Origin of the sequence: Streptomyces sp. NPDC087422, from assembly GCF_044744145.1 — a bacterium.
Taxonomy (GTDB): Bacteria; Actinomycetota; Actinomycetes; order Streptomycetales; family Streptomycetaceae; genus Actinacidiphila.
On record NZ_JBIUXT010000002.1, the window covers coordinates 478,540 to 493,095 of the forward strand.

The 14,556-nt window shown below is 72.4% G+C and carries 11 protein-coding genes; 5 read left to right on the forward strand and 6 right to left on the reverse strand.

The window, feature by feature from the left end; all coding sequences use genetic code 11:
- Nucleotides 1-102: 102 nt before the first annotated feature.
- The gene (locus ACIO6U_RS07915; protein ID WP_401716545.1) at nucleotides 103-1,158 is read right to left on the reverse strand and encodes a hypothetical protein; all 1,056 of its coding nucleotides are present in this window, start codon (nucleotides 1,156-1,158) and stop codon (nucleotides 103-105) included.
- Nucleotides 1,159-1,205: 47 nt separating this feature from the next.
- Between ACIO6U_RS07915 and ACIO6U_RS07920 the strand changes: the two genes are divergently transcribed.
- Together ACIO6U_RS07920 and ACIO6U_RS07925 are read left to right on the forward strand one after the other, a co-directional pair.
- Nucleotides 1,206-1,886, forward strand: a complete 681-nt coding sequence (locus ACIO6U_RS07920; protein ID WP_355337443.1) for a GDSL-type esterase/lipase family protein — start codon at nucleotides 1,206-1,208, stop codon at nucleotides 1,884-1,886.
- A gap of 103 nt (nucleotides 1,887-1,989) precedes the next feature.
- On the forward strand, nucleotides 1,990-2,985 hold the full coding sequence (locus ACIO6U_RS07925) for an aldo/keto reductase (protein ID WP_401716548.1): 996 nt from the start codon (nucleotides 1,990-1,992) through the stop codon (nucleotides 2,983-2,985).
- A 325-nt stretch (nucleotides 2,986-3,310) separates the two neighbouring features.
- Here ACIO6U_RS07925 and thpR read toward each other — a convergent pair whose 3' ends face one another.
- The 3 genes from thpR to ACIO6U_RS07940 form a co-directional block, all read right to left on the reverse strand.
- Nucleotides 3,311-3,904, reverse strand: a complete 594-nt coding sequence (gene thpR, locus ACIO6U_RS07930; protein ID WP_401716551.1) for an RNA 2',3'-cyclic phosphodiesterase — start codon at nucleotides 3,902-3,904, stop codon at nucleotides 3,311-3,313.
- A gap of 447 nt (nucleotides 3,905-4,351) precedes the next feature.
- Nucleotides 4,352-5,881 (reverse strand): MFS transporter, encoded by a 1,530-nt coding sequence (locus tag ACIO6U_RS07935; protein ID WP_401716554.1) that lies wholly within the window; start codon nucleotides 5,879-5,881, stop codon nucleotides 4,352-4,354.
- A gap of 244 nt (nucleotides 5,882-6,125) precedes the next feature.
- On the reverse strand, nucleotides 6,126-6,566 hold the full coding sequence (locus tag ACIO6U_RS07940; RefSeq protein ID WP_355337431.1) for a MarR family transcriptional regulator: 441 nt from the start codon (nucleotides 6,564-6,566) through the stop codon (nucleotides 6,126-6,128).
- Nucleotides 6,567-6,710: 144 nt separating this feature from the next.
- On the opposite strand from ACIO6U_RS07940, the gene ACIO6U_RS07945 reads away from it, so the two are divergent.
- The gene (locus ACIO6U_RS07945) at nucleotides 6,711-6,962 is read left to right on the forward strand and encodes a ribbon-helix-helix protein, CopG family (RefSeq protein WP_401716557.1); all 252 of its coding nucleotides are present in this window, start codon (nucleotides 6,711-6,713) and stop codon (nucleotides 6,960-6,962) included.
- On the opposite strand, the gene ACIO6U_RS07950 is transcribed toward ACIO6U_RS07945, so the two are convergent.
- Complete coding sequence (locus tag ACIO6U_RS07950) at nucleotides 6,932-8,341, reverse strand: solute carrier family 23 protein (protein WP_391043570.1); 1,410 nt, start codon at nucleotides 8,339-8,341, stop codon at nucleotides 6,932-6,934. The genes ACIO6U_RS07945 and ACIO6U_RS07950 overlap by 31 nt on opposite strands.
- A 173-nt stretch (nucleotides 8,342-8,514) precedes the next feature.
- Here ACIO6U_RS07950 and ACIO6U_RS07955 point away from each other — a divergent pair, with 173 nt between their 5' ends.
- On the forward strand, nucleotides 8,515-8,793 hold the full coding sequence (locus ACIO6U_RS07955; RefSeq protein WP_355337425.1) for a DUF2530 domain-containing protein: 279 nt from the start codon (nucleotides 8,515-8,517) through the stop codon (nucleotides 8,791-8,793).
- Nucleotides 8,794-8,823: 30 nt separating this feature from the next.
- The gene (locus ACIO6U_RS07960) at nucleotides 8,824-11,295 is read left to right on the forward strand and encodes an HAD-IC family P-type ATPase (protein ID WP_401716560.1); all 2,472 of its coding nucleotides are present in this window, start codon (nucleotides 8,824-8,826) and stop codon (nucleotides 11,293-11,295) included.
- A gap of 21 nt (nucleotides 11,296-11,316) precedes the next feature.
- Here the strand turns inward: ACIO6U_RS07960 and ACIO6U_RS07965 are convergent, their stop codons facing one another.
- Nucleotides 11,317-14,553, reverse strand: a complete 3,237-nt coding sequence (locus ACIO6U_RS07965) for a sacsin N-terminal ATP-binding-like domain-containing protein (RefSeq protein WP_401716563.1) — start codon at nucleotides 14,551-14,553, stop codon at nucleotides 11,317-11,319.
- Between the last annotated feature and the right edge of the window lie 3 nt (nucleotides 14,554-14,556).

Here is a 14,556-nt window from a genome sequence, read left to right on the forward strand (position 1 = left end):
CGGCGTACCGTCGTATTGTCGGACCGCCCGTACCGCTCGTACCGCCCGTACGCCCGTACCGCCCCTACGCCCGTGCGCCCGTACCGCCGCGCCCAGTCGGCGTCAGTCGCGGTGGCGTTCCCGATTGCGGCGCAGCAGCCTGCGGGCGCCCACGCCGATGGCGCCGATCACGGCGAGCACCCCGATGCCCACGACCCTGCTGCCGGTGCTCGTGGTGCCGGTGTCCTTGGCCGTGCCCGGTGAGGCCCCGGGAGAGGCCACGGAAGAGGTCTGGGCGCCCTTGTGGTCGTCCGCCGACGCGCTCGCCGAGGCGGCCACACTGTCGGGCAGCTCGTCGCCGCTGAGCGGCGCGCGCCACACGTCGCTGTTCTTGCCCTCGCTGCCGAACATCAGATTCCGGCCGTCGGTGGTGAAGGTGACGGACTCGCCCTGCCGTTGCATGGGGACGTCGAGGCTGCCGATCTTGTGCGGGGCCCCGTCGGCCCAGCGGTAGCCGGTCGCCCCGAGGTAGCCGCGCAGCACCAGGCGGGTGCCGTCGGGCGAGAAGGCGCCGTCGGTCACCCAGGGGACGTCGGCTATGCGGTGGAAGGTGTTGACGCCGCCCGCGCTGAGCTCGGCCGGACCGGCGTAAAGCGCCCCGCCGTCCTGATTCTTGCTGGCGATGTACACCCGGCCCGTCTTCGGATGCACCATCAGGGCCTCGGCGTTACGGGGTCCCGCGTCGTAACGGACGGTGTAGCGGGTGACCTCGACGGTGCGGTCGCCGAGTTGCTTCGGCTCGGGGAAGCGGTAGATCCAGACCTCGGGCCAGGTGCCGCCCAGATTGTCGCCGATGTCGCCCACGTAGAGGTCGCCGTCGGGGCCCAGGGAGATCGCCTCCACGTCCCGCGCGTGGATGCCGCGCATGGTCACCCTGGCCACGGTCTTGCCGGTGGCCGAGTCGACGGCGTAGACGTACGGGCCGTCGTCGCTGTCGTTGTGCGTCCAGTACACGCCGGGGTGGAGGCGGCTGGCGGCCAGGCCGCTGGACTCGGTGATCCGCGGGTCGCTGAGGGAGAAGGCGACCGAGGGGCCGCTGTCGGCGACGGCGGGTACGGCGGTGCCGCAGGCCAGGGCCACGGCGGCGCACGCGGCGGCCGTCAGGAGATACGCACGCATGCACCCCAGTGTCCCTGGTCGGCGGGCGGTCGGGGATGATGCCCGGCATGCGTTACCTATTCGTCGGCGACTCCATGACCGTGGGCGCCGCGGGCGACTACACGTGGCGCTACCGCATGTGGCAGCACCTGAACGAGCTGGGCGAGCCGTTCACGGTGGTGGGGCCGCGCACCACGCTGTACGACACGGCGGCCGGCGCGGCCGTCTCCTCCGACTACGCCGACCCGTTGTTCCCGGAGCGGGCCAGGCGGCATCTGGCGGGCTGGGGCGAGGGCTGGCACCACATGGTGCCGATGATCGGCGATGTCGTACGGGAGCACCGTCCGGACGTGCTGCTGATATCGCTCGGCCTGATCGACCTCGGCTTCTACACCGACGCCGAGCAGACCGCGCGCAATGTGGAGCGGTTCATCGCGGCGGCCCGCGCGGCGGGCCCCGAACTGCGGATGGTGCTGCTGCCGGTCATCCCCAACACCAGGGCCGATCTGGATCCGGGCTTCGCGGACCAGTGCGCGGAGCTGAACACCCGCATGGCGAAGGCGGTCGCCGAGCACGACTCGCCCGCCTCGCCGCTGCTGCTGGCCTCCCGCCCCGAGGGGTACGACATCCTGCTCCACACCTATGACGGCACCCATCCCAACGCGGCGGGCGAGCACAAATTGGCGGCGGCTTTCGCGGACGCGATGTACCAGGCGTGGGACATCGGGGCGCCCTACAACGAGTACTGAGCCGAACGGCGCCAGGACCGCGGGCCGAACGGCGGACGACGCCGCGGGTGCCCCCCGGATTGCCCCTTGATTCGAGCGCACTCCAAGAGCTTGGCTGAACGCCATGGAGTACACACAGCTCGGACGTACCGGCCTCAAGGTCAGCCGTCTGGTTCTCGGCACGATGAACTTCGGCCCGGAGACGGATGAGGCGGACAGCCACTCGATCATGGACGCGGCCCTCGCGGCGGGCGTCAACTACTTCGACACCGCCAACGTCTACGGCTGGGGTGAGAACAAGGGCCGCACCGAGAAGATCATCGGCACCTGGTTCGCCAAGGGCGGCGACCGCCGCGACAAGACGGTGCTGGCCACCAAGGTGAACGGCTACATGGGCACCGCCGACGAGCCCTGGCCGAACCACGACAAGCTCAGCGCGCTCAACATCCGGCGCGCCGTCGAGGCCAGCCTCAAGCGGCTGAACACCGATTACATCGACGTCTACCAGTTCCACCACGTCGACCGGGACACTCCGTGGGAGGAGATCTGGCAGGCGATCGACGTCCTGATCCAGCAGGGCAAGATCCTCTACGCCGGGTCGAGCAACTTCGCGGGCTGGCACATCGCGCAGGCCAACGAGGCGGCGGCGCGGCGCGGTTCGCTCGGTCTGATCACCGAGCAGTGCCTGTACAACCTGGCGGAGCGGCGGGCGGAGATGGAGGTCATCCCGGCGGCTCGGCACTACGGCCTCGGCGTGATCCCCTGGTCGCCGCTGAACGGCGGTCTGCTCGGCGGCGCGCTGCGCAAGCAGCGCGAGGGCGGCGGCGCGCGTTCCACCAGCGGGCACACCGCGAAGGCGCTCCAGGACGGCAAGCTGCGCGACCAGGTCCAGGCGTACGAGGACCTGTGCGACAAGCACGGCCTCCAGCCCGGTGACGTCGGTCTCGCCTGGCTCCTCACCCGTCCGGGTGTGACCGGTCCGATCGTCGGCCCGCGCACCCAGGGGCAGCTCGACTCGGCGCTGCGCGCGCTGGAGCTGGAGCTGTCGGAGGAGTTCCTGGCGGCGCTCGACGAGATCTTCCCCGGTCCTGGGCCGTCCCCGGAAGCCTTCGCCTGGTAGGTCTCGGCACCGAGGGAACCCTGAGGAACACGGCGGAGCCCGGAGGAACACGGCGGGTACGGCGGGCGCGGCGCTCGGAACAGCCGCGGCGGCCGTGCCCGCCGAGCCGTGATCCGGCCCGGACGGCCGGATGGCCGGATGGCCGGATGGCCAGGCGGCTGTGCGGCCCGCGCAGCCGGGTGGTGTGGACGGACGGTCCGGGGTGCCGCCGCGGGTCAGCCCAGCGCGGCGGCGACGACCACCACCACGAGCATCAGGACGAAGGCGGCGGTCATCACACGAGTACGGGTCTTGGGGTCCACACCCCGAGGTTAACCGGCCCCGGTCACCCCTCCGGCCGGTGGGCCGCCGGGCGGCCCAGCGGCCAGGATTCCTGCGTCGTGTAGCGGGGCTGCTCGCCGGGGACCCCGGAGCGCGGCAGGGCGCTGCTGACCAGGTGGAGGGTGTCGGCGTTCCAGGCCGCCCCGTGGAGGGCGGCGAGGGCGTCGGCGAAGGGCCGCAGGCTCACCGCGTGGCCGCGCTGGGTGCGGGCCAGCGTGAGGTGGGGCCGGAAGGCGTGCTCCGCGTCGGGTGGCGCGCCCGCCCGCCGGGCCGCGGCCCGTACGGAGCCGGCCAGCGCGGCGAGACCGGTCAGGTCGCCGTCGACGCCCGCCCACAGCGCGCGGTCGCCGAACCGGCCGCCGCCGGACAGCCGCAGTGCGCAGGGTTCGTGACGGGCGGCGGCCCGGCCGAGGCGTTCCGCCAGCTCGGGTCTGACGGGGTCGGCCACCTCGCCGAGGAAGGCGAGGGTGAAGTGCCAGCTCTCCCGGGCGGTCCAGCGCAGCGCCGAGGCGTCGGGCAGACGCCTCAACGGGCCGACCGCGTCGGCCAGTTCGTCGGCGACGGACGGTGGCGGCAGCAGCGCGACGAAGAGCCTCACGGCACCGGCCGTACCGGGACCGGGCGAGCCGTGGCCCAGCGAGCCGTGACCGGGCGGCGGCCCGGAACACGCCGGGCCGGAGCGAGGCGTGCCACAAGCAGACGTGCCGTAACCAGCCGTGCCCGAACCGACCGGGCCGGAGCGAGGCATGCCGTAGGCAGACGTGCCCGAACCGACCGGGACGGAACTGACCGTGCCGGAACCGACCCGGCGGGGGCCGCCGCCTGCACCGGTCCCGTGAGCCCGCGCGGGCTCATACGGGCCGCGCCTGGGACCGGGTCCGGGACTGAGCCTGGGACCGGTCCCGCGCCTGGGCCGCCACCCGCACCGGCTCCGTGAACCCGCGCGGGCTCATACGGGCCGCGCCTGGGACCGGGTCCGGGACTGAGCCTGGGACCGGTCCCGCGCCTGGGCAGCCGCCCGCACCGGCTCCGTGAACCCGCGCGGTCATACGGCCGGGGTGAGCCGGGGTGCCGACTCGTCGCCCTGAGGCTGGGTCTGAGGCCGCGCCTGGGACTGAGACCGGTCCCGCGCCTGGGACGTGGCCCGCGCCTGGCCCTGAGGCGCCGGCGTCTTCGCGTCCGGGCCGGGCGCCGGAGCGCCCTCCCCCGCCGCCTCCGGCGCGTCCTCGGCGTCCACGTCGCCGGTGACCGGCTCGCGGGGCACGAAGGAGAGCAGGGGCCGGTCCTTGGTCCTGCCGCGGCGCAGGTTCAGACGGGGCCGGAGGCCCCCGATCCGCGCCAGGACGATGGCGACGGCCACCGCGGCCGCCGCGGAGATCAGGCCGCCGGACAGGAAGCCGACGCGGGCGCCGTAGGTGTCGGTCACCCAGCCCATCACCGGACCGCCGATCGGGGTGCCGCCGACGAAGACCATCATGTACAGGCTCATCACCCGGCCGCGCATGACGGGTTCGGTGGCGAGCTGGACGGTGGCGTTGGCCGTCGTGTTGAAGGTCAGGCCGAAGATGCCGATCGGGACCAGCAGGACGGCGAAGATCCAGAAGGCGGGCGCCACGGCCGCGGCGGCCTCCAGCAGCCCGAAGACGCAGGCCGCGGCGACCAGCATGCGCAGCCGCGTGCGGGTGCGGCGGGCGGCGAGCAGCGCGCCGAGCAGGGAACCGGCCGCCATCAGGGTGTTGAGCAGGCCGTAGGTGCTGGCGCCGCTGTGGAAGACCTGGTTGACGAAGGCGGAGAGCCAGATCGGGAAGTTGAAGCCGAAGGTGCCGATGAAGCCGACCAGGACGATCGGCCAGATGAGGTCCGGCTTGCCCGCCACGTAGCGCAGGCCCTCGCGGAGCTGGCCCTTGCCGCGGGGCACGCGGTCGACCCGGTGCAGCTCGGAGGTGCGCATCAGCAGCAGGCCGACGAGCGGGGCCATGAAGGACAGGCCGTTGAAGAGGAAGGCCCAGCCGCTGCCGACGGCCGTGATCATCACACCGGCGACGGCGGGGCCGATCAGGCGCGCGGACTGGAAGTTCGCGGAGTTGAGCGAGACCGCGTTGCGCACATGGCTCGGGCCGACCATCTCCATGACGAAGGTCTGCCGCGCGGGGTTGTCGATCACGGTGACCATGCCGAGCAGGAAGGCGATCGTGTAGACGTGCCAGACCTGGACGACACCGCTGAGGGTGAGGGCGGCCAGCAGGAGTCCCAGGAGGCCGAGTACGGCCTGGGTGAGGATCAGGATCTGCCGCTTGGGGTAGCGGTCGGCGATGACGCCGCCCCACAGGCCGAAGAGCAGCATCGGCAGGAATTGCAGCGCGGTGGTGATGCCCACCGCGAAGGACGAGCCGGTGATGCTGAGCACCAGCCAGTCCTGGGCGATCCGCGACATCCAGGTGCCGGTGTTGGACACCACGGCGCCGGTCGCGAAAAGCCGGTAGTTGCGGACCTTGAGCGAGCTGAAGGTGCTCGTCCTGCCGTCCGCGGGTCGGTCAGGTTCGGTTGCGGTGCCTGGTCCGGCTGCCGAACTCAATCGGGTCTCGCCTCCCCTTCAACAGGTGGTCGGTCATGCTGTCCGATGGCTCGCGCGGCACAGGTGTCGTACGGGTCATACAGCTCGTGCGGTGCATACGGTCGTGCGGTTCGTGCTGGTCGTGCTGGTCGTGCTGGTCATACGGTTCGCGCAGGTCATACGGTCATACGGTTCGTGCAGGTCACACGCTTCGTGCTGGTCATACGGTCATACGGTTCACGCGCGTCGTACGACGTCGTACCGGTCACAGGTGAGCGAGCTTCTCCAGGACGGGAGCCGCCTCGCGGAGCACCGCGCGCTCCTCGTCGGTCAGCCCCTCGGTGAGCCGGGCCAGCCAGGCGTTCCGCGTGTCGCGGGCGTCGGCGAGGATCGCCTCGGCCTGCTCGGTCTGGCTCACCACCACCTGGCGCCGGTCGTCGGGGTGGGGTTCCCGGCGGACCAGCCCCTTGGCCTCGAGCATCGCCACGATGCGGGTCATCGACGGCGGCTGCACGTGTTCCCTGCGGGCCAGTTCGCCAGGGGTGGCGGACCCGCAGCGGGCCAGGGTGCCCAGCACCGCCATCTCGGTCGGGCTGAGCGTCTCGTCGACACGCTGGTGGCGCAGTCGGCGGGACAGGCGCATCACGGCGGAGCGCAGCGAATTCACCGCGGCGCGGTCGTCCTCGGACAGTTCGGTCACGTTCATTAGGTTAGCTCATTAGCTAATCTAAGTAAAACTTGGCCAAGCGGGACCCCACTCAACCCTCATGTGCCCTTATCTCACCCATACGGGTGAGATGGCCGCCGAAAGTCCCCCGCGGCGGCCCCCCGTCCGGGGACCTTTGGGCGTATGGCATCGAGAGTGCTCAGCCTCCGCATAGACGCAGACCTGTGGGACCGGATCCGCGACCATGCCGCCAAACGCGGAATGAGCGCCCAGGACTATGTGGTCCAGGCGCTCATCCGTGACGACTTCGACGAACGGTTCAAGACGGCCGTCGACGAGACGGAGCGGTTCTACGGGCAGGACGGGCCGCTGAGCGGACCCGCCCCCACCTCTCAGGCACCGGCTCAGAGCAGGCCGAGCGCGGGCATCAGGTAGTAGAAGGCGAAGACCGCGGCCACGGCGTAGAGCGCGACCGGCACCTCGCGCCAGCGGCCGGCGGCCAGCCGCAGCAGGCAGAAGCTCAGGAAGCCGATGCCGATGCCGTTGGTGATCGAGTACGTGAACGGCATCATCACCATGGTCAGGAACGCCGGCACCGCGATGGTGAAGTCGCTCCAGTCGATCTCCCGGACCGAGCCCGCCAGGATCAGGAAGCCGACCGCGACCAGGGCGGGCGTGGCCGCCTGGGCCGGGACCATGGTGGCCAGCGGTGTGAAGAACAGCGCGAGCACGAACATCAGGCCGGTCACGATGCTGGCGAGACCGGTCCTGGCGCCCTCGCCGACGCCCGCCGTGGACTCCACGAAGCAGGTGTTGGCGGACGAGGAGGAGGCGCCGCCGACGGCGGTGGCGATGCCGTCGATCATCAGCACCTTGTTGATGCCGGGCAGGTCGCCCTTCTCGTCGAGCAGATCCGCCTCGTCGCTGACGCCGAGGATGGTGCCCATCGCGTCGAAGAAGCAGGACAGCAGCACGGTGAAGACGAAGAGCACGCCGGTCAGGATGCCGACCTGGTGGAAGCCGCCGAAGAGGCTGACCTTGCCGATGAGGCCGAAGTCGGGGCTGGCGACCGGGTTGCCGGGCCACTTGGGAACGGTGAGACCCCAGTTGGCGGCGGGGATGTCGGCGACGGCGTCCACGATCACCGCGAGCACCGTCATGGCGACGATGGAGATCAGGATCGCGCCCGCGACCTTGCGGATGATCAGCGCCAGGGTGAGCAGCGTGCCGAGGATGAAGATCAGCACGGGCCAGCCGTTGAGGTGGCCGTCGGAGCCGAGCTGGAGCGGCACGGTGGTGTGAGCGGCGTCCGGGATACGGGTGACGAAGCCGGAGTCGACCAGGCCGATCAGCATGATGAACAGGCCGATGCCGATCGCGATGCCCTTGCGCAGGCCGAGCGGCACCGCGCTCATCACGCGCTCCCGCAGCCCGGTGGCGACCATGATCATGATCGCGAAACCGGCGAGCACGACCATGCCCATCGCGTCCGGCCAGCTCATCTTGGGCGCGAGCTGGAGGGCGACGACGGTGTTCACGCCGAGCCCGGCGGCGAGCGCGATCGGCACATTGCCGACCACGCCCATCAGCAGGGTGGTGAAGGCGGCGGTGATCACGGTCGCGGTGACGAGCTGGCCGCCGACCAGGTGGTGGCCGTACTTGTCCACGGCGGAGCCGAGGATGATCGGGTTGAGCACGATGATGTACGCCATCGCGAAGAACGTGGCGAGACCGCCGCGAATCTCCCTCGGGATGCTGGACCCGCGCTCGGAGATCCGGAAATAGCGGTCAAGGCCGGGGGCGGCGGGCGGCATACGGGTCCTCAAGGTGCTCAGCTTGGATGATCATACGAACAAATTCGGCCAGCGCGTGGCTGCTTCAGTATGAATAAACAACTTGTCAAACGCCATCTGCGCGCGTAGATCCTTGAACCGCACGGCCGCCACCACCTCGCGGACACCGCGACCGGCCCCCTTACGATGGGCGCATGAGCAGCAACCGGACCCCCCTGCGCGAGGCCCCAGAGCCGCTGGAGGCCAACGATGTGGCCACTGTCACAGTCGGCACGATCATCTGGGCCGTGCTGTTCGTCGTGCAGCTCCCCTTCTACGGCTGGTACGCGGATCACGGCCATACGTGGCTGATCTGGACCTGTCTGGCGGGTGCGGGGCTCGGGCTGATCGGCCTGAAATACGTCACCGCGCGGCGGGCCGCGATCCGTCGCGCCGCCGCGGCGCGCGGTCAGGAAGGGACCTCCGCCGGGTAGAAGCGCCGGGCGCCACGTACCGTCGGACCCATGACGGAACGCACGGACACGGAGGTCGTCACCCGGAAACCGGGACTGACCGGCGGCGAGGTCGCGGAACGCGTCGCGCGCGGCGAGGTCAATGACGTACCGGTACGCTCCTCCCGCTCAACTTCCGAGATCGTCCGGGCGAATGTCTTCACCCGGTTCAACGCGATCATCGGCTTCCTTTTTCTGATCATTTTGGTGGTCGGTCCGATCCAGGACGGCCTCTTCGGCTTCGTGATCGTCGCCAACACCGCGATCGGCATCATCCAGGAGCTGCGCGCCAAGCGGACCCTGGACAGCCTCGCCGTGATCGGCGAGTCCAAGCCCTCGGTGCGCCGTGACGGTGCGTCGGCCGAGATCCACACCTCGGAGATCGTCCTCGGCGACCTCATCGAGTTGGGCCCCGGTGACAAGGTCGTCGTGGACGGCGTCATCGAGGAGGCCGACGGCCTGGAGATCGACGAGTCGCTGCTGACCGGTGAGGCCGACCCCGTGCTCAAGCACGCCGGGGACCAGGCGATGTCGGGCAGCTTCGTGGTGGCGGGCGGCGGCGCCTTCACCGCCACCAAGGTCGGCCGGGAGGCGTACGCGGCGCAGCTCGCCGACGAGGCGTCCCGCTTCACGCTGGTCAACTCCGAGCTGCGCAACGGCATCAGCCAGATCCTCAAGTACGTGATGTGGATGATGGTGCCGACCGCGGTCGGCCTGATCATCAGCCAGTTCACGGTGGAGAGCCACGACGGCAGCGAGGCCGTCCGCCGTACGGTCGGCGGCATCGTGCCGATGGTGCCGGAGGGTCTGGTGCTGCTGACCTCGGTGGCCTTCGCGATCGGCGTGATCCGGCTGGGCCGCAAGCAGTGCCTGGTCCAGGAACTGCCCGCGATCGAGGGCCTGGCCCGGGTGGACATCGTCTGCCTGGACAAGACCGGCACCCTCACCGAGGGCGGCATGGACGTCTCGGACCTGCGCCCGCTGGACGGCGCGGACCGCGACTACGTCGCCCGCGTCCTGTCCGCGCTCGGCGCCTCCGACCCGCGCCCCAACGCCAGCCTCCAGGCCATCATCGACGCCTACCCCCGGCCGGGCGGCAGCGCTTCGAAGGACGGCTCCAAGGCAGGCTCCGAGGACAGCGCCCAGGGCGGCCACCAGGACGACAGCGCCGCCAAGGACACCGCCGCGGACGGCGGTTGGCGCTGCACCGAGGCACTGCCCTTCAGCTCGGCCCGCAAGTACAGCGGCGCCGCCTTCAACGAGCCCGACGGCACCAGCAGTACGTGGCTGCTCGGCGCGCCCGACGTGCTGCTGCCCACCGGCCACGGCTCGCTCGCCGAGATCGACCAGCTCAACAACGAGGGCCTGCGGGTGCTGCTGCTGGCCCGCACCGACCGCCCGCTCGACGACCCGCGGGTGGCCGAGACCGTCACCCCGTACGCGCTGGTCGTCCTCGAACAGCGGCTGCGGCCCGACGCCGGGGACACGCTGCGGTACTTCGCCGAGCAGAATGTGCAGACCAAGGTCATCTCCGGCGACAACGCGGTGTCGGTCGGCGCGGTCGCCGGCAAGCTCGGGCTGCCGGGCGCGGACGCCCCGGTGGACGCCCGCCAACTGCCCACCGACCAGGACGAGATGGCGCAAGTGCTGGAGGACGGCGCCGTCTTCGGGCGGGTCACGCCGCAGCAGAAGCGGGACATGGTCGGCGCCCTCCAGTCCCGCGGGCACAACGTGGCGATGACCGGCGACGGCGTCAACGACGTACTCGCCCTCAAGGACGCCGACATCGGCGTGTCCATGGGGTCGGGTTCCGAGGCCACCCGCGCGGTCGCGCAGATCGTGCTGCTCAACAACAGCTTCGCGACGCTGCCTTCGGTGGTCGCCGAGGGCCGGCGGGTGATCGGCAACATCACCCGGGTCGCCACGCTGTTCCTCACCAAGACGGTCTACTCCGTGCTGCTCGCGGTGCTCGTGGTGTGCTGGCAGGTGCCGTACCCCTTCCTGCCGCGGCACCTCACGCTGCTGTCCACGCTCACCATCGGCGTGCCCGCCTTCTTTCTGGCGCTCGCGCCCAACAAGGAGCGGGCCAAGCCGCATTTCGTCCGGCGGGTCATGCGGTACTCGACCCCCGCGGGGATCATCTGCGGGCTCGCGGCGATGCTGTCGTACCTGCTGGCCCGGCACCACTACTCCGGCAGCGGGGCGCTGGACGCCGAGACCAGCGCGGCCACGCTCACGCTGTTCCTGCTGGAGGTGTGGGTGCTGGCGATCGTGGCCAGGCCCTACACCTGGTGGCGGATCGCGCTGGTGCTGGCGATGGGCGTCGGCTTCCTGATCGTGCTGGTCGTCCCGTGGCTCCAGTCCTTCTTCGCGCTGAAGCTGGTGGGCGCGCAGATGCCGTGGACGGCCGTCGGTATCGCGGTGGCGGGCGGACTGGTGCTCGAAGTGGTGTGGGGGTGGGTGCGCAGGCGCGACACGGCGTGAGCCCCCACGCCTGAGGGTCCGTCAGTCGAACCAGCGGTCCATGGCCAACTCCTCGGTACGGGTGGGGTCTTCGAGGAGTGCGGCCAGTTCGAAGCGGCGGTGCCAGTGGGCCGTGGCCCACGCCAGGCCCGCGGCCACGCCCTCGACCGTGGAGGCGTGCAGGGTGCCGTCGACGTAGCGCCAGGAGAGTTCGACGTCCCCGGTGACGAGCAGTTCCTCGTGCTCGATGTACGTGGCGGGGGCGCCGGGGAGCAGGTCGTGAACGGCGGGCAGCACGTCGTGGATCTCGCCCTCGGAGACGACACGGGCCTCGACGGCGTCGCTGAGGCGGCGGACCTGGAAGAGGTCGGCGAGGTCCGCGGCCAGCCGCGGCGGCACGGGCAGCAGGGCGCGGCCCGCGGCGAGCGGCAGCAGGTCGGGGGCGTCGGCGACCAACGCGTCGGCGGCGTCGACCACGCGGGGCACGCCGTCCACGACGGCCCGCAGGTCGTCGGGGAGCGTGACCTGCTCGGGGTCGAGTTCGGCCAGCGCCGCGTAGAGGTGGTGGAGCTGGGCGGGGGTGACCCGCCGCTCGGGGTCGGCCAGCCGCGCGAGGAGTTCGGCGGCCCCGCCCGGTTCGTCCAGCAGCGCGCGTACGGAGGTGCGGACGCCCAGCGCCCGCAGCACCTGCTCGTCCACGGCCGTGCCGGTGGCGGCCTCGTCGTAGAGCCCGGCGAGCAGCGGGTCGCCGCCCGCCGCGCGCAGGCCGACCGGGCGGCGGCCGTCGAGCACGGGGTGGTCGCGGAGCCACCAGGCGGCGTAAGGGCGTACGGAGTCGGTGGTGCCGTCGGGGAGCAGGACGCGTACGGGCGCGGTGATCGCGTCGCGCAGCGGGGGGCGGGAGAGCAGCGCCAGCGCCTGCGGCCAGGCGTCGTCGTCCACCAGGTCGAGGTCGCGGACGCCGATCACCTCGGTGGCGACCGGCGGCACGTCGGTCTCGGGGAGGCGGTCCAGGACGTCCTCGCACCACACGTCGACGGCGTCGAGCAGGCCGATGTCGTCGGGCTCGGCCCAGTCGCTGTCGCGCGGTTCGAGGTCGTCGGGGTCGAGGACGACGTCGGCGGCGCGGACCAGCGCGAAGGTGGCGAGCACCCCGACCGCGGCGAGCGGCTGTTCGCCCCAGCGCTCGGCCAACTCGGCTTCCACGGCGGCCAGTTCGCCCTCGCGCAGGACGGATTCCAGGGCGCTGCCGGGGAAGACCAGCTCGCCGGCCGGGGCGAGTTCGCCCTCCTCGTCGGGCAGCGCGAGGGCGGCGAGCCACGGCTCCTCGCCGGGCGCGAGCCCCGCCGCGCGGGCCAGAGCGAGGACGGTGTCGGCCAACTCCTCGGTGTCCAGGGCGTTCTCGTCGTCCCAGGCGGCGCCCTCGTCGTCCAGCGAGGCGGCCACGGCGGCCCTGACCTGAGGGGTGGTCAGGACGGCGCGCGGGGTGGCGGGGGACGCGCCGAGCTTTTCGAGCAGCGGGTGCACGGCGTCGGCGTGGGCGACGCGCAGGCCGAGGCGGGCCAGCGCGGCGGGGTCCACCGCGCCCGTGTCGCCGTCGTCCCCCTCCCCCGGCAACGGCAGCAGCACCTGGCGCGGGCCGACGACCGTACGGCCGTCGGCGAGCGGCACCGGGAGGCCGCTGAGGACGTCGGCGTCGGTTCCGGCCAGCGCGTCGTACAGGCGCCACCACCAGCCCGCGGGGCGTTCGGTGCCCGCGAGGCGGTCCACGGCGTCGGCGAGGGTCAGCCGGGCGACGCCCAACTGGCGCAGCGCGGGCCGCCGTTCGAGCGTGGAGGGGACCAGCGTCGGCAGCACCTCGGCCAGGACGCGTACGGCCTGCGCGGTGGCGCCCTCCACAACCTCGGCCTCGACCGGGCGCAGCGCGGGCGCCTCACCGGCCAGCGGGCCGCCGCCGTCCCAGGAGCCGTCGTCCGCGGCCTTCTCCGCCGCCTCGGGGCCGTCGGGGCCGTCGTCGGGGCGCGGCTCGGCGGCGCGCGGCAGGAAGGCGGTACGGGGCAGCTCGGCGAGGATTCTGCGGCGCAGCTCGGCGTCGAGTTCGCCCTTGCCCAGCGGTCCCGGCACCAGGTCGACCACGCCGGTGCCGACCGGCCGCCAGCCGGCCAGCAGCGCCACGTACGACTCGGCGGCGCGGGCCAGCAGGAAGTCGGTGAGCGGGCCGAGGGCGGCGTGGCGGCGGGTCGGGTCGAGCGGGAAGGAGGCGAGCAGCAGCGCGGGCAGGCCGAGCGGTTCGTCGGTGGGCGTGGGCGCGTGGACGACGGGCGCGGTGCGGGGCGCGGCCGGGGCGCCCTCCTCGTCCACGGGGACCGCCCAGGTCACCGACCAGACGGGGCGCAGCCGTTCCTCGACGGGGCGGTCGGCCAGCAGGTCGGGGGTGAGGGCCCCGGAGGCGGACGACACACGCCAGCGGGCGGCGCCGTCGCGGTCGCTGTCCTCGATGACCACGTCGCCGTCGTCGGTCTGACGGCGGGTCAGGGTCCGTACCCCGTCCGGGGTTTCCACCACGACCTCGGACAGGCCCGGCAGCGCGAGCAGCAGCGCGTCGTCCACGGCCGCCAGCAGCCGGGCCGCGAGGTCGCCTGCGGCGCCGTCGCGCAGCGGCAGCAGCACGACGGTGTCGTACGTGTCGGGCGCGCGGCCCTCCGCGGGGAACGGCAGGCGCAGCAGCGGGACATGGCCGTCGCGGCGCCGCAACTCATCGGTCAGGCCGGGGACTTCGGCGGCCAGCGCGCGGGCCTCGGCCAGCGACCAGCGGACGCCGCCGGTGCGGCCCACCACGGCCGGTTCGTCGCTGACGGCCAGCACCGCCGCGAAGCCGACGCCGAAGCGGCCGACGGCGGCCGGGCCGTCGTCGCGCTTGGCGGAGGCGCGGAGCGTGGACAGCGACTCGACGGCGGCGGCGTCGAGCGGGGCGCCGGTGTTGGCGGCGGCCAGCAGGGCGGGGTCGTCATCGCCCTCACCGGCCCCGTGGAGGGTCAGCCGCAGGCGGCCGGGGACGCCGGCCCGTACCGCCGCGTCGGCGGCGTTCTGGGCCAGTTCCACGACGAGGCGGTCGCGGTAGCCGCCGAGGGCCAGGTCCTCCTCGGCGTTCGCGTCCTCACGGAAGCGGGCGGCCGACGCGGACCAGGCGGTGGTCACGCCCGCGCGGAGCGCGGCGGTGCCGAAGGGGTCGCTGGTGGCTTCCGTGACGACCGTCGGTCGGGTCCCTGCGCGGCTCACGTG

What these genes read in the sequence shown, in the direction of transcription:
- ACIO6U_RS07920 (WP_355337443.1), top strand. Translation starts at nt 1,206, where the DNA reads ATGCGTTACCTATTCGTCGGCGACTCCATGACCGTGGGCGCCGCGGGC.
- ACIO6U_RS07950 (WP_391043570.1), bottom strand. Translation starts at nt 8,341, where the DNA reads ATGCCGCCCGCCGCCCCCGGCCTTGACCGCTATTTCCGGATCTCCGAG.
- ACIO6U_RS07915 (WP_401716545.1), bottom strand. Translation starts at nt 1,158, where the DNA reads ATGCGTGCGTATCTCCTGACGGCCGCCGCGTGCGCCGCCGTGGCCCTG.
- ACIO6U_RS07955 (WP_355337425.1), top strand. Translation starts at nt 8,515, where the DNA reads ATGAGCAGCAACCGGACCCCCCTGCGCGAGGCCCCAGAGCCGCTGGAG.
- ACIO6U_RS07925 (WP_401716548.1), top strand. Translation starts at nt 1,990, where the DNA reads ATGGAGTACACACAGCTCGGACGTACCGGCCTCAAGGTCAGCCGTCTG.
- ACIO6U_RS07945 (WP_401716557.1), top strand. Translation starts at nt 6,711, where the DNA reads ATGGCATCGAGAGTGCTCAGCCTCCGCATAGACGCAGACCTGTGGGAC.
- ACIO6U_RS07960 (WP_401716560.1), top strand. Translation starts at nt 8,824, where the DNA reads ATGACGGAACGCACGGACACGGAGGTCGTCACCCGGAAACCGGGACTG.
- ACIO6U_RS07940 (WP_355337431.1), bottom strand. Translation starts at nt 6,566, where the DNA reads ATGAACGTGACCGAACTGTCCGAGGACGACCGCGCCGCGGTGAATTCG.